At 62.8% G+C, this 20,734-nt stretch carries 16 protein-coding genes and 2 pseudogenes; 4 read left to right on the forward strand and 14 right to left on the reverse strand.

Annotation, left to right across the window (positions count from 1 at the left end):
* Positions 1–197: 197 nt before the first annotated feature.
* On the reverse strand, positions 198–932 hold the full coding sequence (locus BSF40_RS30420) for a thioesterase II family protein (protein ID WP_095968142.1): 735 nt from the start codon (positions 930–932) through the stop codon (positions 198–200).
* A 169-nt stretch (positions 933–1,101) separates the two neighbouring features.
* A complete protein-coding gene (locus tag BSF40_RS30425) occupies positions 1,102–2,274 on the reverse strand; it encodes an MFS transporter (protein ID WP_095968143.1) in 1,173 nt (390 codons plus the stop codon).
* A 254-nt stretch (positions 2,275–2,528) separates the two neighbouring features.
* On the opposite strand from BSF40_RS30425, the gene BSF40_RS30430 reads away from it, so the two are divergent.
* The gene (locus tag BSF40_RS30430; RefSeq protein ID WP_095968144.1) at positions 2,529–4,352 is read left to right on the forward strand and encodes a glycoside hydrolase family 15 protein; all 1,824 of its coding nucleotides are present in this window, start codon (positions 2,529–2,531) and stop codon (positions 4,350–4,352) included.
* A gap of 40 nt (positions 4,353–4,392) precedes the next feature.
* On the opposite strand, the gene BSF40_RS30435 is transcribed toward BSF40_RS30430, so the two are convergent.
* Complete coding sequence (locus BSF40_RS30435; protein WP_095968145.1) at positions 4,393–5,376, reverse strand: GlxA family transcriptional regulator; 984 nt, start codon at positions 5,374–5,376, stop codon at positions 4,393–4,395.
* 88 nt (positions 5,377–5,464) lie between these two features.
* Here BSF40_RS30435 and inhA point away from each other — a divergent pair, with 88 nt between their 5' ends.
* Positions 5,465–6,151: an isonitrile hydratase gene (gene inhA / locus BSF40_RS30440; RefSeq protein WP_095968146.1), complete on the forward strand. Its 687-nt coding sequence runs from the start codon at positions 5,465–5,467 to the stop codon at positions 6,149–6,151.
* A 286-nt stretch (positions 6,152–6,437) separates the two neighbouring features.
* On the opposite strand, the gene BSF40_RS30445 is transcribed toward inhA, so the two are convergent.
* The gene (locus BSF40_RS30445) at positions 6,438–6,926 is read right to left on the reverse strand and encodes an SRPBCC family protein (protein WP_095968147.1); all 489 of its coding nucleotides are present in this window, start codon (positions 6,924–6,926) and stop codon (positions 6,438–6,440) included.
* Positions 6,927–7,213: 287 nt separating this feature from the next.
* Here BSF40_RS30445 and BSF40_RS30450 point away from each other — a divergent pair, with 287 nt between their 5' ends.
* Positions 7,214–7,615, forward strand: coding sequence for a lysozyme inhibitor LprI family protein (locus BSF40_RS30450; RefSeq protein WP_095968148.1), 402 nt, complete (start codon positions 7,214–7,216; stop codon positions 7,613–7,615).
* 140 nt (positions 7,616–7,755) lie between these two features.
* Here the strand turns inward: BSF40_RS30450 and peaD are convergent, their stop codons facing one another.
* From peaD to peaA, 4 genes are all read right to left on the reverse strand, one after another.
* A complete protein-coding gene (peaD, locus tag BSF40_RS30455; protein WP_095968149.1) occupies positions 7,756–8,874 on the reverse strand; it encodes a quinohemoprotein amine dehydrogenase subunit beta in 1,119 nt (372 codons plus the stop codon).
* Between the two features lie 21 nt (positions 8,875–8,895).
* A complete protein-coding gene (gene qhpC / locus BSF40_RS30460) occupies positions 8,896–9,219 on the reverse strand; it encodes a quinohemoprotein amine dehydrogenase subunit gamma (protein WP_007971075.1) in 324 nt (107 codons plus the stop codon).
* Between the two features lies 1 nt (position 9,220).
* Positions 9,221–10,651, reverse strand: coding sequence for a quinohemoprotein amine dehydrogenase maturation protein (peaB, locus tag BSF40_RS30465; RefSeq protein ID WP_007971077.1), 1,431 nt, complete (start codon positions 10,649–10,651; stop codon positions 9,221–9,223).
* A gap of 95 nt (positions 10,652–10,746) precedes the next feature.
* Positions 10,747–12,327 carry a quinohemoprotein amine dehydrogenase subunit alpha gene (gene peaA / locus BSF40_RS30470; protein ID WP_095968150.1) on the reverse strand — a complete coding sequence of 527 codons (1,581 nt, stop codon included), beginning with the start codon at positions 12,325–12,327 and terminating at the stop codon, positions 10,747–10,749.
* A gap of 540 nt (positions 12,328–12,867) precedes the next feature.
* On the opposite strand from peaA, the gene BSF40_RS30475 reads away from it, so the two are divergent.
* A complete protein-coding gene (locus tag BSF40_RS30475) occupies positions 12,868–14,358 on the forward strand; it encodes an aldehyde dehydrogenase (RefSeq protein WP_095968151.1) in 1,491 nt (496 codons plus the stop codon).
* A 122-nt stretch (positions 14,359–14,480) separates the two neighbouring features.
* Here BSF40_RS30475 and BSF40_RS30480 read toward each other — a convergent pair whose 3' ends face one another.
* From BSF40_RS30480 to BSF40_RS30505, 6 genes and pseudogenes are all read right to left on the reverse strand, one after another.
* Positions 14,481–15,776 (reverse strand): NAD(P)/FAD-dependent oxidoreductase, encoded by a 1,296-nt coding sequence (locus tag BSF40_RS30480; protein WP_095968152.1) that lies wholly within the window; start codon positions 15,774–15,776, stop codon positions 14,481–14,483.
* A complete protein-coding gene (locus BSF40_RS30485) occupies positions 15,773–16,450 on the reverse strand; it encodes a S8 family serine peptidase (protein ID WP_095968153.1) in 678 nt (225 codons plus the stop codon). The genes BSF40_RS30480 and BSF40_RS30485 overlap by 4 nt, the downstream gene beginning before the upstream one ends.
* A complete protein-coding gene (locus BSF40_RS30490) occupies positions 16,440–18,158 on the reverse strand; it encodes an ABC transporter ATP-binding protein (RefSeq protein WP_095968154.1) in 1,719 nt (572 codons plus the stop codon). Before BSF40_RS30490 ends, BSF40_RS30485 begins: the two co-directional genes overlap by 11 nt.
* A complete protein-coding gene (locus BSF40_RS30495) occupies positions 18,158–20,062 on the reverse strand; it encodes a sigma-54-dependent Fis family transcriptional regulator (protein WP_095968155.1) in 1,905 nt (634 codons plus the stop codon). Before BSF40_RS30495 ends, BSF40_RS30490 begins: the two co-directional genes overlap by 1 nt.
* Before the next feature lie 245 nt (positions 20,063–20,307).
* Positions 20,308–20,418: pseudogene (locus tag BSF40_RS30500) on the reverse strand (histone deacetylase family protein); the annotation flags it as partial.
* 86 nt (positions 20,419–20,504) lie between these two features.
* Positions 20,505–20,734: pseudogene (locus BSF40_RS30505) on the reverse strand (calcium-binding protein); the annotation flags it as partial.

The raw sequence follows: 20,734 nt of genomic DNA on the forward strand, positions 1-20,734 counted from the left end.
AATGCAGGCGGGAAAAATTAGCGCAGGGGAACAAGTATCAGGAGGGAGAGAAACGCGAAAAAACAGGCTGATGAATACTACTGTGGGAGCGGGCTTGCTCGCGAAGGCGGTGTGTCAGGCAACGGGTATGTTGCTGACACTCCCTCTTCGCGAGCAAGCCCGCTCCCACAGGGGTCCAGTGAAGTTTGAGGAGGGTGTTAACCCACGGCAGCCATGGAATGCCGCCGATGATGCCCCTCAAGCTGGTCCTTGATCACCCGCAGCACCTTGGCCTCCTGCTCATGGATGAAGAAGTGTCCGCCGGCCAGCATGTCCACCGAGAAACTGCCGCGGGTTTCCTGGCTCCAGCCGATCAATTGCTCGGTGGTGGCGCGGTCGGCCTTGCCGCCGAGCACGTGCACCGGGCACTTGAGCGGCGGGCGCTGGATCGGTGCGAAACGCCCGCACAACAGGAAGTCCGCGCGCAGCACCGGCAGGGTCAGGCTCATCAACTCTTGATTGGCCAGGATCTCTTCGCTGGTACCGTTGAGGGTGCGCAATTGCTCGATCAGTTCGGCATCGGTTTTCGGCTGGGCAAAGCCGCGGTCGTAGTCGGCGCGCAGGGTCGGCGCGGCGGTGCCCGAGGCGAACAGCGCGACCGGTTCCGGGCAACCCAGCGAGCGGAACGCGTGGGCCATCTCGCAGGCCAGCAACGCCCCCATGCTATGGCCGAACAACGCATACGGCGCCTTGAGCGTGGCCTTCTGTTCGTGGGCCAGCTGCAGCGCCAGGCGGCGCATGTCGGTGTGCAGGGGCTCGCCATATCGCGCGCCCCGCCCTGGCAATTCCACCGGTTGCAGCTTGAGCCACTCCGGCATTTTGCGCCGCCAGCGGCTATAGACCATGGCACTCGCGCCCGAATAGGGCAGGCACAGCAATGTCAGCGGGGTCACCGGGATTTCCTCGAAGGTTGTCTGCTTGGAGAACGGATGAGGTGTAGCCGGAATTAGTCGCAGATCCCAATGTGGGAGCGGGCTTGCTCGCGAAGGTGGTGTGTCATGCAACATTGATGTCGACTGACACTCTGCTTTCGCGAGCAAGCCCGCTCCCACAGGTCGATCTTCATTTCAGATGGCGATAGCTCGGGATCGCCGAGCCGAGCACCAGCGCCCCCGCCGCAATCGCCAGCCAGAACCCGCTGCGCGCGCCGAAGGCGTCCACCAGCCAGCCGGAGCCGGCTGCACCGATCGCGACGCCGATGCTCAGCCCGGTGACCAGCCAGGTCAGGCCTTCGGTGAGTTTGGCCGGTGGCACGATCTGCTCCACCAGGGCCATGGCGACGATCAGCGTCGGGGCAAAAAACAGCCCCGCGACAAACACCGCCAGCGACAAGCCGAGAATGTTCGCCGCCAGCAACAACGGCAAGGTGGTCACCGCCGTTGCCACGCCGCCGTACAGGAACAGGCGCGCCAGCGGTACTTTCGAACGCAGTGCGCCGAAGGCCAGCCCGGCCAGGCACGAGCCGATGGCGTACACCGACAGCACGATGCTCGCCGCTGCCGGTTGACCCTGCTGCTGGGCGAAGGCGACGCTGACCACGTCCACCACGCCGACGATGGTGCCCATGGCGACCATCAACAGCATCAGCAATTGAATGTCGCGCGAGCGGATGATCGAGCCTTGATGGTGATCTTCGTGGGGATGTACCGGCGGTTCCGTGCTGCGCTGCAACACGAACGCGGTGACGCCGACGGCCAGCGCCAGCAAGGCCGCCAATGGCCCGGCCTCGGGAAACGCCACCACACACAGGCCAACGGAAAGCGGCGGCCCGACGATGAAGCAGACTTCATCCAGTACCGACTCCAGGGCGTAGGCAGTCTGCAACTCGGGGCGGCCGCGGTACACCTCGGTCCAGCGCGCCCGCACCATCGCCGACATGCTCGGCATGCAGCCGGCCAGCGCAGCGAAGACAAACAGCGTCCAGTGCGGCGCCTGCAACCGCGTGCACAGCAACAGCAACAATAGCGCCCCACCGCCGAGCAGCGCCGCCACCGGCAGAATCCGCCCCTGGCCATACCGATCCACCAGCCGCGAGACCTGCGGCGCACAAAAGGCCGTGGCCAGGGCGAACGTCGCCGCCACCGCGCCCGCCATTCCGTAGCCACCCTGCAATTGCGAGAGCATGGTGATCAGGCCGATGCCGGTCATGGAAATCGGCATGCGCGCGAGCATGCCGGCCAGCACGAATGCGCCGCTGCCGGGGGCTTTGAACAACTCGCGATAGGGGTTTGCCATGGGTCAGGTCTCATCAGGGGACTGCACGTTGCCATAACGGCGAATCGGGGGGGAAGCGGCAATTTGTTGGTTGTCGGTGAAGGCCCCTTCGCGAGCAGGCTCGCTCCCACAGTTGATCGCTGTACGCCGTCCATTGTGGGAGCGAGCCTGCTCGCGAAGGGGCCAGTACAGACAACCTACGCCCCGCCAAGTGAACTCTCGGCCACCCAGACCAGTCAGCTAAATAGGCCCCAGACTCCCGGAGTTGCGCGACAATGGCTGATCACCCCGAACGCCAAAGCCCCATCGACGCCCACGGCATCATCGGCGACATGCGCAGCGCGGCGCTGGTCAACGACAAGGGCAGCGTGGATTTCTTCTGCTGGCCGGAGTTCGACAGTCCGTCAATCTTCTGCTCGCTGCTGGACACCCCCGAGGCGGGAATTTTCCAGCTATCGCCGGACTTGCCCGACGCCCGCCGCGAACAGATTTACCTGCCCGACACCAACGTGCTGCAAACCCGCTGGCTCAGTGACCGGGCGGTGGTCGAGGTCACCGACCTGCTGCCCGTCGGCGACACCGAGGACGATCTGCCACTGCTGATGCGGCGGATCCGCGTGGTCAGCGGCCGCGCCACCTTCCACATGCGTTGCGCGGTGCGCCATGACTACGCCCGTGCCAACACCCGCGCGAGCATGGATAAGGATGACGTGATCTTCGAGGCTGCCGACCAGCCGTCCCTGCGACTGTGCGCCGATCAAGCCATGCACATTGATGCCAATGGCGCGGTCGCGCAGTTCACCCTTGAGCAAGACCAGACCGCCCAGTTCCTGCTCGGTGCGTCTGGCGACCCACGCTTCAAGGAGGGTGCCGCCGATCTGTGCCTGACACGCACCCTGAAGTTCTGGCGCGACTGGATCGGCCAGTCCAACTACCGCGGGCGCTGGCGTGAAATGGTCAACCGCTCGGCCCTGGCCATGAAGCTGCTGACCTCGCGCAAGCACGGCGCCATTCTCGCCGCGGCTACTTTCGGCCTGCCGGAAAGCCCTGGTGGCGAGCGCAACTGGGACTATCGCTACACCTGGATCCGCGACGCTTCGTTCACGGTCTATGCATTCATGCGCCTGGGCTTCGTCGAAGAGGCCAATGCCTACATGCGCTGGTTGCGTGGGCGGGTCAGCGACTGCCGGGGCAAGCCGATGAAACTCAACATCCTGTATGCCATCGACGGTCGCCAGGAACTGCCGGAAATCGAGCTGACGCACCTGTCCGGCCATGGTGGCGCACAACCGGTGCGCATCGGCAACCAGGCGTATGAACAGGTCCAGCTCGACATCTTTGGCGAGCTGATGGACGCGATTTACCTGGTCAACAAGTACGGCGAAGCCATCTCCCATGAGGGCTGGAAACACACGGTAGAGGTGGTCGATCAGGTTTGCCAGACCTGGGAGCAAAAGGACGTCGGCATCTGGGAAATGCGCGGCGAGCAATATCATTTCCTGCATTCACGGCTGATGTGCTGGGTCGCCCTGGACCGCGCCATCCGCCTCGCGTCCAAACGCTCGCTGCCCGCCCCGTTCGCCCGTTGGGACCAGACCCGCCAGGCGATCCATGCCGACATCTGGGAGAACTTCTGGAATGAGGAGCACGGGCATTTCGTCCAGCACATCGGCGGCACCGGCCTGGACGGTTCGATGCTGCTGATGCCGCTGGTGCGCTTCGTCAGTGCCCGTGACCCGCGCTGGCTGGCAACCCTGCAAGCCATCGAAAAGAGCCTGGTGCGCGACGGCATGATCTACCGCTACCGCAACGACGACAGCCAGATCGACGGCCTGCCCGGCAGCGAAGGCGCCTTCGCCGCCTGCTCGTTCTGGTACGTCGAATGCCTGGCCCGCGCCGGCCAGCTCGACAAGGCCCACCTGGAGTTCGAACAGCTGCTCAGGTACGCCAACCCGCTGGGGTTGTATGCCGAAGAGTTCGACAGCCATGGGCGGCACATGGGCAACACGCCGCAGGCGCTGACGCATCTGGCGTTGATCAGTGCGGCGTGTTTTCTGGATCGCAGGTTGAGTGGGGAGAAGGTTGTCTGGCAGCCGTAAGTACGGATCAAACAATGTTCGAGTTCTGGTAGTAAGTGACTCAAGGCACTGCTGGATCTACTCCGGCACTGACCGAAAACCGCTCCCGGTAAGCCTGCGGTGTCACCCCCATGGCCCGCAGGAAGCTGCGGCGCAGGGTTTCTTCGCTGCCGAAGCCGCATTGCACCGCCACCCTTTTGATCGGCACACCGGTATCGCTGAGCAGACGCCGCGCGGTTTCGACGCGGATCAGTTCGATGGCCCGGGCCGGGGTCTGGCCGGTGTCGGCGCGGTAGTGGCGTACGAAGCTGCGTTCGCTCATGCCGGCCTGCAAGGCCAGGGTCGGGATGCCAAGGTCCTTGGTCAGGTTTTCGCTGATCCAGGCGTGGAGTTCGTCGAATCTCTTGCCTTCCTGTTGCAGGGACAGGGTCACGCTGAATTGCGACTGGCCACCCGGACGCTTGAGAAACACCACCAGTTGCCGGGCGACTTCCAGGGCCATGTTGCGCCCCAGGTCCTGTTCGACCATGGCTAGTGCCAGGTCGATGCCAGCCGTCACGCCGGCCGAGGTCCAGACCGGGCCGTCGTTGATGAAGATCGGGTTGGGCTCGACCTGCAAGCGCGGGTGCTGTTGCGCCAGTTGCTCGCAGCGGGTCCAGTGGGTGACCACCCGCCGGCCATCGAGCCAGCCACTGGCCGCCAGCAGAAACGCACCGGTACACACCGAGGAAACCCGTCGGCAGCCACGGGCATGCTCGCGCACCCAGGCGACCAACGACGCATCTTGCGCCGCCGCGTAGACACCCCAGCCACCGGCGATGATCAGGGTGTCAGTGCCGTCATCCGGTAAGGGTTCGGCCAACAGCGCCAGGCCCGCCGACGACATCACCGCCCCGCCGCCGCTGGCAATCACCGTCGGTGCATAGGGTGGCGGCAGGCCTTGCTGGCGGGCAATGTCGTTGGCCGAGGCGAAGACCTGCAACGGCCCGGTGACGTCGAGCAATTGCACGTTGGCGAACGCGAGTACATGGATGGTTTTCGACATTTGGCGTAATTCGTGGGGATATTGGCGTATACGCCAAATCCTACGAGCCTACAGTCAAGCCGTCCACCCACTTCACGAGAAAAACACCATGACGTTGCAGATCGGCTTTCTGTTGTTTCCACAGGTTCAGCAACTGGACCTGACCGGCCCTTATGACGTACTGGCCTCGCTGCCGGATGTGAAAGTGCATCTGATCTGGAAGGACCTGATGCCGGTCACCGCCAGCACCGGCCTGCTGTTGAAACCCACTACCACCTTCGAGGATTGCCCGGCGCTGGACGTGATCTGCGTACCCGGTGGCAGTGGCGTCGGGCCGTTGATGGAAGATGACCAGACCCTGGACTTCCTCAGGGCCCAGGCCGCCAACGCCCGGTACATCACGTCGGTGTGCACCGGCGCACTGGTACTGGGCGCGGCGGGATTGCTCAAGGGCAAACGCGCCACCACTCACTGGGCCTATCACGAGTTGCTCAAGCCGCTGGGCGCAATCGCGGTGAAGGATCGGGTGGTTCGCGACGGCAATCTGTTGACCGGTGGCGGGATCACCGCCGGTATCGACTTCGCCCTGACCCTGGCCGCCGAACTGTTCGACCCGGCCACCGCCGAGTTGGTGCAGTTGCAACTGGAATATGCTCCGGCCCCGCCGTTTACGGCGGGCAGCCCCGAGACGGCGCCGGCCAGTGTGCTGGAAGAGGCTCGCCAGCGGGCTGCGGGGTCATTGAAGCTGCGGGCGGAAATCACCGAGCGCGCGGCGGCGAAACTCGATCGTCTGTAAGAAAACGGCGGCGGGTATCCGCTTGCTGCCGCCCCGACCTTTCCTGCGGTCACAAAAAAACCCGCCGAAGCGGGTTTTTCCAAGACCATGACGACTCCTTGTCGCAGCGTTCCTTGCATATGGTCGATCATCCGTGATCCTGAGCACATCCTGTGCTTCAGTGGGTGAGGCCAGAATACGCATCGGATCCAAATTGTAACAGGCGATATCGCTACCATCGCGTGTAAGACATTCGCTATAAGCCACCTTCCGAAAACCCTTAGATGCCTCAGGCGTCGAGCCGACTTCAGCCTCCCTGTTGCTCGTGGGACTTTGCATTGTCGATCAAAAACTGCTCGATATTGTTCATTTGCTCTTCCCATCCACGACTATCCATCCGGAAAGCCTTTTCCCGGCGCACATCGGGGATGTGATCGAAACCAGACTCGGAGACTCTGAGCAAGGTGCCTGCGTCATGATCTTCCAGTTCGAACTTGACCAGGGTGGTTGGCTCCTGGGAATAGTCGATCTCGGGACGCACCGCGTACGGATGCCAGCGAAACGAAAACAACCGCTCCGGCTCGACCCGCTCGACCAACACGTTCCACAATACGTGTTCATAACCGGGGTACGTAACCCGGCCCTGGGTCCACTCGCCTGCCACAAAACGCTTGCCTTCCAGCGCCACGCCAAACCACTTCCCGAACTCTTCGGCATGGGCTATCACTCGCCAGACCTGCGAACGCTTGGCCTTGAGCAGGATTTTCCTTTCGATGCGATCAGATGCTGGGTTCATAAGTCACCTCCTGTACTTGAACAGTAGGTCAGTAAGACCACAAGACCAACCCTAAAGTTGTACCAATCGGGATGCGCAATCAACCATACCTGAGATATTCGGTTGCATTTGCACGGATAAGTTCTGGGGCAATCACAAAGTCGGAGGTCGAAACTGCTAACGTTTTCCTTCGAAACAGCATCGAATGGCAATCGCTGGTGAAACATTCGCAGTGGCAAGCGTAGCGGGCTGAATCCGTCACAGCGCTACACTGCACCTCAACTTTCGGTCACAGCGAGTCATCCGGCATGAACCCACGCTTACTATTGGCATTGACGCCCCTGCTGTTCACCTCCATGGCTGTCGCCGTTGACTGCGACAACGCCAGCAACCAGGCGACGATGAACCAGTGCGCGGCGCAACAGAATGCGGCCGCCGACAAGGAATTGAATGCGCTGTACCAGCAGATCACTTCGCGGTTCAAGGGCAACCCGGACAACAAGAAACTGCTGGTGGGTGCACAGCGGGCGTGGGTTGCGTTCCGCGATGCCGAGTGCAAGTTCTCGGCGTCCGGGGTGGAAGGCGGGAGTGTGTATCCGCTGATCTACAGCAACTGCACCACGGAACTGACCAAGGCACGGGTTCAGACGTTCAAGAACTACCTGAAGTGTCAGGAAGGGGATATGAGTTGTCCGGTGCCGGGGGTTTAAGATTTTCAGAGTTTTTGAGGGCCTCTTCGCGGGCAAGCCCGCTCCCACAGGGTTCAGCGGTGTTCACACAATAGTGACCACACCACAAATCCACTGTGGGAGCGGGCTTGCCCGCGAAGGCGTCGGTTCAGTCGCCGCAATTACCGGACAAATATCTGCGCCGTGGTAATCGCCATGTCCCCGCCCGGCAATTTGATGCTGCCCGTCTGTTTGAGGCTGTCGGCATCGAAGATCGCCACGTCGTTGAACGTCCCGGCCAGGTAGATCTTGCTGCCGTCCTTGTTGAAGGAAATGCAGTAGTAGGAGTGATCAAGCGTCGCCGCCTGGAGCATTTTCTTCTCCTTGATGTCGTACTTGGCCAGGCGATTAAGCACACCGAACATCAGGTTCGGGTCCTTGGGCGAGCGCATGCCGCTGAAATAGATTTCCGTCAGTGGCCCGAAGTCGGTGGTTTCGGTCTTGCCGGTTTTCAGGTCGACGCTGAACAGGCCATACAGGTATTCGGCGGTGGCCGGGTCCTGCTTCTTGTCCTTGAATTTCGCGGCGGTGTAGAGCAGCGAGAAGTCATGCCGGTACGTCTGCTGGTTCCACACGTAGAGCACGTCCGGCGCGCTGTAGTTCGGGCGTTTCCAGTGACGGCTGGGGATCAGCACGTCGAACTTGCCGGTCTGCACATTGACCTTGTAGACGTCCGCCCCCGCCACATACAAGGTGCCGTCGTCGCCACTCTGCATGATGGTCAGCTGCCGCGGCGCTGGGAAGCTGCGCACCGGCTTGGCATCCATCCCGGCGTCGGTCGAATACACATCGAGCCGAGGCTGCTGCACTTCATAGCGGTCGTTCATCATCAGCGTCGGGTTGGCGACGGTGTACAGTTCCTTGCCGTCGTGGCTGACCGTGAAGGCGAACATCGACTTGGCCTTCTCCCCCGGCTTCTGGGTGATGCTGGCGTGGAACACCTGTTTGCAGTTGTCCAGTTCGACGCCGTAGACATCCGCGTAGTGGTTGTTCAGCACGTAGGCGGTCTTGCGGTCCGGCGACAACTGCACGGTGCCGGGGCCGAAGGCGTCGGGCATCTTGCAGGTCTTGAACAGGGTGTCGGTGGCCAGGTCAATCACGTGCAGGTTGTTCGGGTAGTTGGTGGTCACCATGTATTCGTGACCGACTTGCAGCGCGGTGTTTTCATCGGCCAGAACACTGACGGAACAGCTGCTCAGGACGGCGAACGCGGCCAGGCCGCAGGCTTTGATGTTACGCATGCTGGAATCCTTCTTCTGTGATCACTTGTCTTTGGGGAAGACAGTGCCGAGGTTGCGCCAGTTTTCGTTGGACGCCTGGGCATCCTTGTTCCAGTCCGGGTAGGTGCTCATCATGTCGGGCACCTGGGCCGGCCACCAGCACGGGTCGGAGCAACCGTAGAGATCGGCCTCCATCGGCTGGCACAGCGACGACACACCGCCAAACGCATCGATTTCCCAGCCCGGGTCGGTGGTCGAGGCACAGCCCGCCACGGAGCTCATGGCCACCACTTCTTCTATGCGGTTCTCGTCCGCGGCCTGATCCAGCTTCAACGCTTTGTTATTGATTGCCTTGAGATGTTTCATATCAGTGAGCCTTGCGCGGAGTGATGTAGCTGCTGATGAACGCAGGGTTATGGGCCATGATCCTGGTGTAGACCTCGATGCCGAAGTCGACCCAGTCACGCATCAGTTCGCAGTAGTGATAGGTCGGGTGCGTCGGGTCTCCGTAGCGGGCGTAGCTCTCGTGGTAGCAACCGCCGGAGCACAGGTTGCGGATCTGACAGTCTTCGCAACCGGTGTTGGTGCGGTCCAGGCGCTGGGACAGGAAGTCGTTCAACTCCACCTGCTTGACGCCGCTGTGCACGTTGCCGAAGGTCGGCAGGCTCGAACCGGTAAAGCGGTGGCACAGGTTCAGCTCGCCCTTGTGATCGACCGCCAGCATCTTCAGGCCCGCGCCGCACGGCAGGGCCTTTTTGTGGCCTTCGTGGATATCGGTGATCAGCTGGTGCAGGTTGGAGAAACCGATGTTGCGGTGCTCCAGCGCCGCTTCCAGATAGCGCCGACCGAGTTTTTTCATGTTGGCGAAGACTTCGATCAACTCGTCGCTGGTCAGGTTGAAACTGCTGATGTCGCCGGAAGTCACCGGGGCAAAGCCGACTTCGGCGAAACCCAGCTCGTTGAACAGGTGATCCCAGATGGTTTCAACGTCGGTCACGCCGGTGGTCAGGGTCACCCGCGCGCCCACCGGACGGCTGTTGTAGCGCGACAGCAGCATCTCGGCCTTGCGCCGCACCACGTCATAGGTGCCCTGCCCGCCCACGGTGATGCGGTTGCGGTCGTGTACGGTTTTCGGACCGTCGATGCTCACCGACAGCCCGAAACGGTGGGCGTTGAGGTAGTCCACGGTTTCTTCGGTGAGCAGCGTGGCGTTGGTGGTCATGACGAATTCGACGAACTTGCCGGCCTCGCGAAAACGCTTCTCACAGTAATCGACCATGTACTCGATCAGCTTGCGGTTGCTCAGCGGTTCGCCGCCGAAGAACACCACGGTGAAACGCTCTTCATCCGGGGATTCGCGCAGCAGCATTTCCACCGAGGCGATGGCCGTTTCCACGTCCATCTTCTTGCCGGCCGACGGCTTGTCGAGGTCTTCCTTGTAGCAGTAGGTGCAGCTCAGGTTGCAGCCGGTGTTGACGTTGAGCACCACGGTGTTGATCGCCGTGCGCTCGACCCGTTTGGTGGCGATGTCCGGGGTCAGCGGCGAGCCGTCGCTGACCAGTTCCAGGGCCATCAGCTCGCGCAGGGTCTCGGTGATTTCCTCGCCGTTGAAGCGCGCCGCCAGGCGCTGGATCAGGTCGTCCGAGGAGCAGCCGGGACCACGCAAGGTATCGATGATGGTGCCCGTCAGTTCATCGCTGGCGAACAGCGAACTGCTGGGGATGTGAAACAGCATGCGGTCGGCATCGACCTGCACTTCGTGCAGGTTGCGTTCGACCAGATTCAAGATAGCGCCCATTGCAAACCTCCTGTGCAGGCCCCGGTTTGCGGGACCTGCGGTCATTCCGAAAAGTGTCTGAAGCCGTTGTTTTCAGCGCAGCTCAGGTTTCAACATCACGGAATGGGTGGATTGTTCCAGCGTTGCACGGTCACGATCAGGTGACCTTCGCCGGTCAGGGATTTCCCTGCGTCGTCGACGGCGGCGATCACCTTGAGGTTGCCGGCGTTGTTGGTGGACATCTTGCGTGCCGGATTCGGCCCGGCATCGCCCGGGGTGAACACACCTGCGTCGGCCTGCATGGTGCCGGCGAACTTGACGTCTTCGTCCTCTTTGGCGCGTTCGTCGAAGGCCTCGACCTTCCACTGCGCCGGGAACACGCCGATGCGGTACGGCTTGCCATCGGCGCCTTTGCCCCAGGCCTCGGCATCGAAACGGCCCTGGACTTTCGGCGTCGATCCACCACCATCGCCGATCCGCGCCACCGAGAACTCCGGCACGACTTTGACTTCGGCGATTTTGCTGTACACCGACAGGCTCGGGCCTTTCAGCGTGCCGACGGTGACTGCACGCGCGCCCGGCTGGGCATTGGCGGCGGCCTTGAGCTTGACCTTGATCTGCTCCGGACTCTGCGAGACGACTTCAACCACTTCCACGCCTTTGCCGAAGTTCGGTTTGCCGGAAAGGCCGCTGCCGATCAGGGTCACTTCGGTTTCGCTGCCGGCTTTCACGTAGCCCGGTTGCACCGCCAGCAAACGCTGGGAACCCTGTTTGGCGGCGACGAAGTCCAGGCCGCGTTCGTCGTGCTCGGCCTCGAACATCCGGCCCTGCATGGCATTGCCTTGCGCGGCGAACACCTGGCGCATGGTCACGCCATCGATGGTCACGTTGCCGCGCCATTCATAGCCAGTGTAGAGAATCGCGCTGCCATCGCCATTGAACGGCGAGCCGTCCGCGTACTGGCCTTTGACGCTGACCTTGAAGGTGTCGCTACCGTCGGCGGTCACGCTCATCACACCGGCCAGTTCACCTTTGCCCGGCAAGTGGCCGCTGAAGCTCCAGTCCCCCGCCAGCGCCTCGCTTTTCGGTGCGGCGCTCTGCCATTTTTTCCAGGCCGGGTTGTCCAGCGGATAACGCTTGGCCAGCAGCGGCACCATCTCTTTGCGGGCCAGATCGAACCAGTCGCGGTCGCGGGACAGGGCCTGGTATTCCAGTGACGGCCATTGGCCGAGGTGGAAGTTCACCAGACGTTCCCACTCCTGGGCGGGCCGCCGTTGCAGGGCCACCCGCGCACCGGAGTGGCAACGGCCGCACATCTGACTGGTCTGGTCATCGAATTGCTCGACGGTATTGAGCCGGCGCTCCAGCGCATAACGCACGCCGTCGGTTTCGCTCGGTGCCAGGCCCTGGGTGTCGGCCAGGTATTTGACCAGCGTGCGGCGGTCGTCGTCGCTGATCTGCAAACCGTGCATGGTCTGCATCCGGGCAATGCTCATCAGCCAGCCTTCCGGCGTCTTGCGCTGGTGGCTGATGCGGCTCAGGGCGTTATCGGCTTCGGGGGTATGACAGCCCTGACAGGTTTCCTTGAGGATGGTCTGGGCGTCGCGGGCTGCCAGGCTGTGAGGCGAATGCAGCGCTACAAAAGCGGCTACGGCCAGCAGGCTGGCGCTCATGCCTGATCGGAGTTTTCTCTTCATCAACGTCGAACCTCGCACGGTGCGTTCTTATTGTTGTGGCTTATCGTTTTTATGGTTTCTGCCGTCGGCGGTGAACCGCTGACGGAGGCAGGAGAAACGTCTGCAATGAGCAATACACGGAGCGTGCCAGCTTATGAATACCTCAATGAATCAATGATTTGCCGATAATGGCCGGTGTTTTGCCAATCCTGTCGCCGGCGTTGCGCGTTTAATTTCGCGACAACTGTTTCAGCCTGAGACAAGCATAGCTTTCTGTAGGAGCGAGCTTGCTCGCGATGGTCGTTAACGATTACGCGTGCTTGCCGACTAAACGTGGCGCTCTTTCGTCCATCGTCGGAACGCCGCCCGGAGCAAGCTCGCTCCTACAGGGTGTTGTGTTCGGGACGTCTCACGTCGTCGCAATTTGCGACGTTTATCGTTCGCAGGGTGATCCGCAGAGAATCTGTCACGCCCCGGCAGATGGGGCCCTCGGGCCGAAAATGGACAACTGGCACAGCCATTGCGAAAGACCTCGCCACACGAACAAGACGAGGTTTCATCATGTCGCTCCCACACCTGCTTCCCGCCACTTCGGCATTCATCCAGCGCGCCCCGCGCATGCTCATCGGCGGAGACTGGGTCGAGGCCACCGACGGCCAGACCATGCCCCTGCACAACCCGGCCACCGGTGAAGTGCTGTGCGTGGTGCCACGGGCAACGCCGGAGGATGTCGACCGCGCGGTCCTCGCCGCCCGCCAGGCATTCGACGATTCATCCTGGACCCGCACCCGCCCTCGGGAGCGGCAGAACCTGTTATGGAAACTCGCCGACCTGATGCAGCGCGACGCCGAGCTGCTGGCACAACTGGAATGCCTGAACAACGGTAAAAGCGCGGCTGTGGCCCAGGTGATGGACGTGCAACTGGCCATCGACTTCCTGCGCTACATGGCCGGCTGGGCGACCAAGATCGAAGGCTCGACGGTTGACGTCTCGGCACCGCTGATGCCCGACGATCAGTTCCACAGCTTCATCCGTCGAGAAGCGGTGGGCGTGGTCGGTGCCATCGTTGCCTGGAACTTCCCGCTGCTGCTGGCCTGCTGGAAACTCGGTCCGGCCCTGGCCACCGGTTGCACGGTTGTACTCAAACCCGCCGATGAAACCCCGCTGACCGCACTGAAACTCGCGGAGCTGGTGCTGGAGGCCGGTTATCCCGAAGGCGTGTTCAACGTGGTCACCGGTACCGGTATCACCGCAGGTTCCGCCCTGACCCACAACCCGCTGGTGGACAAACTGACCTTCACCGGCTCCACCGCGGTGGGCAAGCAGATCGGCAAGATCGCCATGGACTCCATGACCCGGGTCACCCTGGAACTGGGCGGCAAGTCGCCGACCATCGTCATGGCCGATGCCGACCTGAAAACCGCCGCGGCCGGGGCCGCCAGCGCTATTTTCTTCAATCAGGGCCAGGTCTGCTGTGCAGGTTCGCGGCTGTATGTGCAGCGCAAGCATTTTGACAATGTGGTGGCGGACATCAGCGACATCGCCAACGCGATGAAGCTCGGCAACGGCCTGGACCCGAGCGTCGACATGGGCCCCTTGATCTCGGCGCGCCAGCAGGAACGCGTCTACGGATACATCGAAAAGGGCCGGGAAAGCGGTGCGACCATCGCCTGCGGCGGCGAGCAGTTTGGGCCGGGCTTTTTCGTCAAGCCGACGGTGATTGTCGATGTCGATCAGAAGCACTCACTGGTGCAGGAAGAAATCTTCGGCCCGGTGCTGGTGGCGATTCCGTTCGACGACGAAGCCGATGCCCTGCGCATGGCCAATGACAGCCCCTACGGCCTGGGGGCGAGCATCTGGTCGAATGATCTGGCGGCGGTGCACCGGATGATTCCACGCATCAAGTCGGGGTCGGTGTGGGTCAACTGCCACAGCGCCCTGGACCCGGCGTTGCCGTTCGGCGGCTACAAGATGTCCGGCGTTGGGCGTGAGATGGGGTATGCGGCGATCGAGCATTACACCGAGCTGAAGTCGGTGTTGATCAAATTGTGATTTGTAGCGTCCATTAGGCCGCCTTCGCGGGCAAGCCCGCTCCCACAGTGTTTTGCGTCGTACACAAATCCACTGTGGGAGCGGGCTTGCCCGCGAAGAGGCCGGTCCAGACAGCCCAAATATCAGGGTTTGAATCCCTGAGCCAACAACCAGCCGCGAACCCTCCTTCCCTGCTCCACCGTCAACCCGGCCAATACCTGCTCAGCCGGCTCCGTGCGCAATCTTCTTACAAGCGGCGCCACCTCCACCCCCTGCACATGCCAGATCCCCAGCGGTTGATCCACCGTGATCACCACCTCGGCCTCGTCGACAAATCCGTCACGCAACACCGGCGCGAGTTCGATTCTCAGGGCATTAAAATCGGCCTCGGCATGGGCAATTTCAGCATCCGGCCATTGCCGTCGTGCCTGCCAGAATGGCTGATCCAGCCAACGCTGTTCATCGGCATAGAAATCCCGGCCGATCCGCGCAAAACGCAAAAACAGCTGCTCCACCCGCTGCTCGTGGAAACGCCGGGCCAGAGCCGCTCGCTCAGGTTTGCACAACAGCGTGTTGATCACCGTCGGCGCCTGCAACGCCGAGGAGAGGGATTGAAAGATGCCATTGCCCGACAACGGGTCCACGGCCATCGCCGCATCACCGACCCGAATCCAGTTATCGCCGCACACCTGCGGGTTGAGAATCGCCGTGCTGCTGCGGGCATGCAGCTGCACATCCAGCTCCGGTTCGCCGCCGAAAAAACCACGGGCCACTGCCGACTCCCCACGTCTTTGCCGGCAGTAATCGAGCAACATGGCCTTGCCCGGCAACCCGGCACTGGCCACATCCACCGTCCATTGCCAGTAACACTGGCCGTCGGCCCGCCGCGCCATCCATGCCCAGCCGTCTGCAAGGCTTTCCACGGCGCTGGCGGTGCTGCCCGGCGTACCTTGCCAGCGATTGAGCAGGCTGACGGTCTCGGGGCCACGCAAGCCCTTGCCGATAGCGGGTGCCTGCCGCCCTCGGGCTTCCACGAGAAACGGCGCGAGCAGCGCTTCGTGTCCGTCGATTTCGATTCGGTGACCATTGGCCGATGACTGAACCCTGAGCACCCGGCCTTCGATCAGCTCGACCCCCGCCAGGCGCAAATCCTCACGCAGGCCTCGGTCAAACAGCGGACGGTCGAGCAAGTACTCGATGTTCTGCGCATGGTGCTGGCCGTTCCAGCTCACCTGGCGTTGAGAAGGCAGTGTCGCCTCCGTCAACGCCTGATGCAGGCCCGCGCTGCGCAAGGCATCCAGAACCCGCACGGACACGCCTTCAAGCGCCGCAAACCGGCGCCATTCGCTGATCAGCGTGACGCCATGGCCAAGCCGCCGTAGCCCCAGTGCGACAGCGGCTCCAGCCGGTCCGGCGCCAAGAATGACGATGTCCGTCATGGCCCGAAGCGCCGTTCAGGGCCACGGTAACGGGCATGGTCGCGCAACCACTCGATGACTTGCTCATTGCTGGCATCAGGCTGCTCGACAAGGAACCCGGCGATGTGCCCGCTCAACGCGGCACATCCGAGGCTCGCCCCGGATTGCCCCGGGTACGTGCCATGCACACAGGCGGCGAAATCCGCCTGGGCGCTGTTGAGCCACGACCATTCCCGCTCGGCGCAGCGCGCATCGCCGGTCACCCGCAACACCTGCGGATAATTAGCCGGAAACACCCCGCCCCCCTGGGCCGGGCTCGATGCACACAGCAGCACGCCCTGCGCCACCGCCGCCGCACACGCTGTGCGCAACAGGCTGCGATCCTGACGCAAGCCGAGGCTCAGATTGATCAGTCGCACGTTCTGCGCCACCAGCCAGTCAATCGCCGTGGCGATCTGCAGGGCACTGGTGACACCGCGCTGGTCGAACACCTGGGCCACGCAAAACAGCGCCGAGGGTGCACGCCGGCCAATCGCCTCGATCACCGCGCTGCCATGTCCCAGCGGATCCTCGCGCAAGTCGCCCTCGGCCAGGCCATCTTCGAGCAATGAAAAGCGCCGACCGGCGATCACTTGCACCCTTTGCGCCGCCGAATGGCCGCTGTCCACCACACCGATGCGCAACTCAGGTTTCATGCAGCACCGTTTTCGAGGTCAGCACGCCGTCGAGCAATTCGAAACGCAGATCGGCATCGGCCAGGGTTGAAGGGCGATGGCTGATCAGAATGCGCGTGCGTGCGGCAAACAAGCGGTCGATGGCGTCGATGACTTCGCGCTCGGTGGCTTCGTCCACCGCAGAGGTCGCTTCATCGAGCACCAGAATCAATGGGTCCTGCAACAGCGCCCGGGCAATCGCGATGCGCTGCTTCTGCCCACCGGACAACTGCTGGCCGCGCTCGCCCAGCGGACTGTCGAGGCCCTCGGGCAAGGACTCGATCAGGCTGTCGAGTTGCGCCAGGCGCGCCACTTCGGCAATCGCTTCGCGACTGGCGTCCGGCACCGCGTAAGCCAGGTTGTCGGCGAGGCTGCCGCGAAACAGCACGATGTCCTGGCTGACGATGGCAATGCGTCGACGCAACTGGAACAGGTCCAGCTCGCGCACATCGACGTCGCCCAGCAGTACCCGTCCCGATTGCGGATCGTGATGGCGTTGCAGCAGGTCGATCAGGGTGGATTTACCGACACCCGAGCCGCCGCTGAGGGCCACTTTCATACCGTAGGGAATCCGCGCTTCGATGCCGCGCAGGGTCGATTGGCGACCGGGATGGGCGAAATGCACGTTGTCGAACCAGAGATCGCCGCCATTGGGCATCGGCCGTGGTCTGGCAGGCGTCGACACGGTCGGCTGTTCGCCGCGCAACTCCATGACCCGGCCGAGGCTGACGGTCATCCGCTGAATCGCCACGTAGAGCCCGAGCAGGCTCTGTACCGGCCCCACGGCCATCCCCAGGTAGGTGGAAAACGCGATCAGCGCACCGAGCTGCCAGGTGCCCTGCACCACCCAGTATCCGCCGATCAAAAAGGCGCAGGCCCGGGACAGCGAGGTCAGCGTGCCCGGCACGGCCTGGGTGAAAAACTCGGTGACTTGCAGGCGCAGCAACTGGCTCATGTAGCCTTGCCCCAGCGTTTCCAGGCGCCGCGCTTCGCGCTGTTGCTGGCCGGCGGACTGGATGAACTTCATCACCGGCAAGGTCTCGACCATGAACGACGACATGTCTGCCGAACGCTCGCGCAACTGCCGCACATCGCGCTCGACCTTGCGCCGCATCCAGCGCAGCCAGAGGACATCGAGGGGGATCAGTACCAGGGCCAGCAGCGACAGTTTCCACGACAGCGTCACCAGCATCGCGATGGCAACCACCAGGCCAATCACGCTCGACACCGCCGAGAACAGCGAGTCCACGGCGAACCGCTGGATCTCCGCGACGTCGCCATCGAGGCGCGACATCAGGTCACCGATGCGCCGCTGACCGTAAAAGCTCGGCGACAGGGTTTGCAGATGCCGGTACAGGTCATCGCGCAGGGCAAACAGCATGCGCCCGGACAGGCGCGTGTGCAGGTAGCGGTTGATGCCCGAAAGCGCCGTGCCCAGCAGCCCGGCAACGATCATCAGCCCGGCGATCAGCACCAGTATCGGGAAGTTGCGCGCCAGCAGGCCGTCGTCGATCAACAGCTTGGTCAGCCAGGGTTGCACCAGCACCAACGCCGAAGCACAGACCGACAAGCCCAGCAGCCCGGCAATCGCCAGGCGATGGGGGCGCACGAAGCTGTACAGCCAGCGCAGCGACGCCTGCAAGGCCTCGGGGTTCTGGCTGTCGATCAGCCGAACGATCAGGCGTTGCATCAGGAGCGCAACTGCTTGAGCTTGCGATACAGGGTCGCGCGGCTGATACCCAGGGCGTCGGCGGCGGCCGAGACGTTGCCCTGATGCGTGTCCAGGGACTGGCGGATCAGCTCCAGTTCGTTTTCCCGGATGCTGCTGGCCTGGGGCCGTTCGCTGGCGGTCAATTCGTCGAGCATGCTGTCGGGCAGGTGGTCGAGGGTCAGCACGGTTTCACCCGGTTCGCGCATGGCCAGCGCGGTGCGCAGGACCATCTCCAGCTGGCGGATGTTGCCCGGCCAGTGATAGCCGCTGAGCAAACGATCGAGATCATCGTGCAGCACCACGGCGGGTGCGCCCAGTGTCGTCAGCAGGCGGCTGACCAGCGCGGCGAAATCTTCGCGTTCGCGCAGGGCCGGGAGCATCACGCTGATGCCATTGACCCGGTAGAACAGGTCCTCGCGAAAGTGTTTTTCTTCCACCAGACGCTTGAGGTCGCGGTGGGTGGCGCAGATCAGCGCGACGTCGATGTCCTGCTCTTCGCCGGCGCCCAGGGGCGCGACCTTGCGATCCTGCAACACCCGCAACAGTCGGGCCTGCAAGGCCAGCGGCATGTCGCCGATTTCATCGAGGAACAGGGTGCCGCCATGGGCCTGTTGCAGGCGGCCGACCATGCCGCCCCGGCGTGAACCGGTGAACGCGCCTTCGCGGTAGCCGAACAGTTCGGACTCGATCAGGCCTTCGGGAATCGCCGCGCAGTTCACTGCCACGAAGGGTTTGTCGCAGCGCACGCCGGCCATGTGCAGGGCACGGGCGATCACTTCTTTGCCGGTGCCGGTTTCGCCCAATAACAGGACCGGCAGTTCGTTGGCCAACCCTTGACGGGCCATGCGCAAGGCTCGGGCGTAACGGCTGTTACTGCCGGCGAGCGCTTCCAGATCCGGTTGCGCCTTGGCCGGTTTCGCGACCGTGCGCGGCGGGCTGCTGACGTTGATCGAGCGTTGTGGCGCGCGCAGGGTTTTATAGAAGAACTCACCCTTGGCGGTCTGCAGGCTGCCGGCTCCACCCTGATGCAGACGCGCCAACAACTGCAGACCATCGACGCCGAGAAACTCCTCGCAGCGCCGACCGACCAGGGCCGAGCGCTCGGCGTGGAGCAACTGACAAGCCTGGGCGCTGACCGCGAGGATCTGCCCGCCAAGGCTCACCGCCAGCAGGCCTTGCCACGGGGATTCGAGGTATTGGCGACGGCTGTGGAAGGCGAGGACGATTTCGTCCGGGTAACTGGCGTTGAACACCCGGCTTTCGATCTGGCTGACGGCCATGGCCAGCAGCGCCGTGCTGTCATGGGCACGGCCGAGCGGGCCTTCGCGGGTCAGGTCGAGAACGCCGAGGATGTCGCCCTGTGGGCAATGGATTGGCACCGAAGTGCAGGAAAAATCACTGAGGCGATCCAGGTAATGCTCGCCGCAATCGATCAGGGTCGGCCGTGCTTCCACCAGTGCCGTGCCGAGGGCGTTGGTGCCGCGGACCGCTTCGCTCCAGCAGGCGCCGAGGGTGATGTCCTGCAGGCCGCTGCCCTTGAGACGGTCGGCGCGGCCTTCGACGGCGAGGATGGTGGCGTCGGAGTTGGCGAGGATGATCAGCCCTTCCTTGCCCTGACGCTCGGCCAGGTAATCGATGGACGGCAGCGCGGCGTCGATCAGCAGGCGATTGCTGGCCAACAACAGGTCGAGGCTGGCGCTCGATTCCAGCGCCAGTTCGTGCTTGGCATTGAAATGCACGCCATGGCTCAGGCTGCGCCGCCACGAGGCATCGATTTCCGCACGCAGGACGCCATCCGGCACTTCGCCTTCCAGGTGCAGCTTTTCCCGGGCCAGCCGGGCTTCTCGATGCAGTTTGGGGGAGTTGGTTTTTATTAGCGTCATCAAGCGCTCCGGGTCGTCCGCCCTTGCGCCTTCATACGTCGGCGCCCTGCCGCAATCTTTACGTTAACGTAAGGGCTATGGCAAGTGCCGTAGGGCGTTTGTGTTCCGTCAGGTGGACCGCGTTATCGTTCTTCGCGGGCAAGCCCGCTCCCACAGGTTCAGTGCCGTCCGCAAATCTGCGGTTTTACTCGGACACTGTGGGAGCGGGCTTGCTCGCGAAAGCGATCATCCAGACACCCAAGATCTCAGAGCTGCCACACCTCAGGGCTCAAAAAAAACGCCCTGGCATTATCCTCCAGACTCTCCAGGTGATACCCACCCTCCTGCACGATCAGGCACGGCAACCCGAGGCTGCGTTACATTGAGTGGAAGGAAAAAGGGAGGGCATCCATTGCCCTCCCCTCCGTGGTCCACGCTCCTTGCGACAGTACTGGCCAGGACCTCAAGTGGCCAGGATGAAGTCCGTTTGATCAACGGCCGCGCTGGCGACACCGACAAGCTGAATGCTGTCAGCCCCGATCCCTACCACCGTGTCTGCCCCGTTGGCCGTGATGGTCACGTTGGCAGCGAACGTCGCGCTGGTGATCCCGAACTCCGCGATATTGAGCAGGTCCTGCCCTGCGGCCGCATTGGCTCCGAAGTTCAGGATCGTATCGTTGCCGAAACCCGCGG

This window comes from Pseudomonas sp. ACN5, assembly GCF_002303975.1.
Lineage (GTDB): Bacteria > Pseudomonadota > Gammaproteobacteria > Pseudomonadales > Pseudomonadaceae > Aquipseudomonas > Aquipseudomonas laurylsulfatiphila.

Excerpts from the sequence above, each read along its gene's own strand:
- BSF40_RS30425 (WP_095968143.1), bottom strand. The coding sequence starts at position 2,274 with ATGGCAAACCCCTATCGCGAGTTGTTCAAAGCCCCCGGCAGCGGCGCA.
- BSF40_RS30430 (WP_095968144.1), top strand. The coding sequence starts at position 2,529 with ATGGCTGATCACCCCGAACGCCAAAGCCCCATCGACGCCCACGGCATC.
- BSF40_RS30435 (WP_095968145.1), bottom strand. The coding sequence starts at position 5,376 with ATGTCGAAAACCATCCATGTACTCGCGTTCGCCAACGTGCAATTGCTC.
- inhA (WP_095968146.1), top strand. The coding sequence starts at position 5,465 with ATGACGTTGCAGATCGGCTTTCTGTTGTTTCCACAGGTTCAGCAACTG.
- BSF40_RS30445 (WP_095968147.1), bottom strand. The coding sequence starts at position 6,926 with ATGAACCCAGCATCTGATCGCATCGAAAGGAAAATCCTGCTCAAGGCC.
- BSF40_RS30450 (WP_095968148.1), top strand. The coding sequence starts at position 7,214 with ATGAACCCACGCTTACTATTGGCATTGACGCCCCTGCTGTTCACCTCC.
- peaD (WP_095968149.1), bottom strand. The coding sequence starts at position 8,874 with ATGCGTAACATCAAAGCCTGCGGCCTGGCCGCGTTCGCCGTCCTGAGC.
- qhpC (WP_007971075.1), bottom strand. The coding sequence starts at position 9,219 with ATGAAACATCTCAAGGCAATCAATAACAAAGCGTTGAAGCTGGATCAG.
- peaB (WP_007971077.1), bottom strand. The coding sequence starts at position 10,651 with ATGGGCGCTATCTTGAATCTGGTCGAACGCAACCTGCACGAAGTGCAG.
- peaA (WP_095968150.1), bottom strand. The coding sequence starts at position 12,327 with ATGAAGAGAAAACTCCGATCAGGCATGAGCGCCAGCCTGCTGGCCGTA.
- BSF40_RS30475 (WP_095968151.1), top strand. The coding sequence starts at position 12,868 with ATGTCGCTCCCACACCTGCTTCCCGCCACTTCGGCATTCATCCAGCGC.
- BSF40_RS30480 (WP_095968152.1), bottom strand. The coding sequence starts at position 15,776 with ATGACGGACATCGTCATTCTTGGCGCCGGACCGGCTGGAGCCGCTGTC.
- BSF40_RS30485 (WP_095968153.1), bottom strand. The coding sequence starts at position 16,450 with ATGAAACCTGAGTTGCGCATCGGTGTGGTGGACAGCGGCCATTCGGCG.
- BSF40_RS30490 (WP_095968154.1), bottom strand. The coding sequence starts at position 18,158 with ATGCAACGCCTGATCGTTCGGCTGATCGACAGCCAGAACCCCGAGGCC.
- BSF40_RS30495 (WP_095968155.1), bottom strand. The coding sequence starts at position 20,062 with ATGACGCTAATAAAAACCAACTCCCCCAAACTGCATCGAGAAGCCCGG.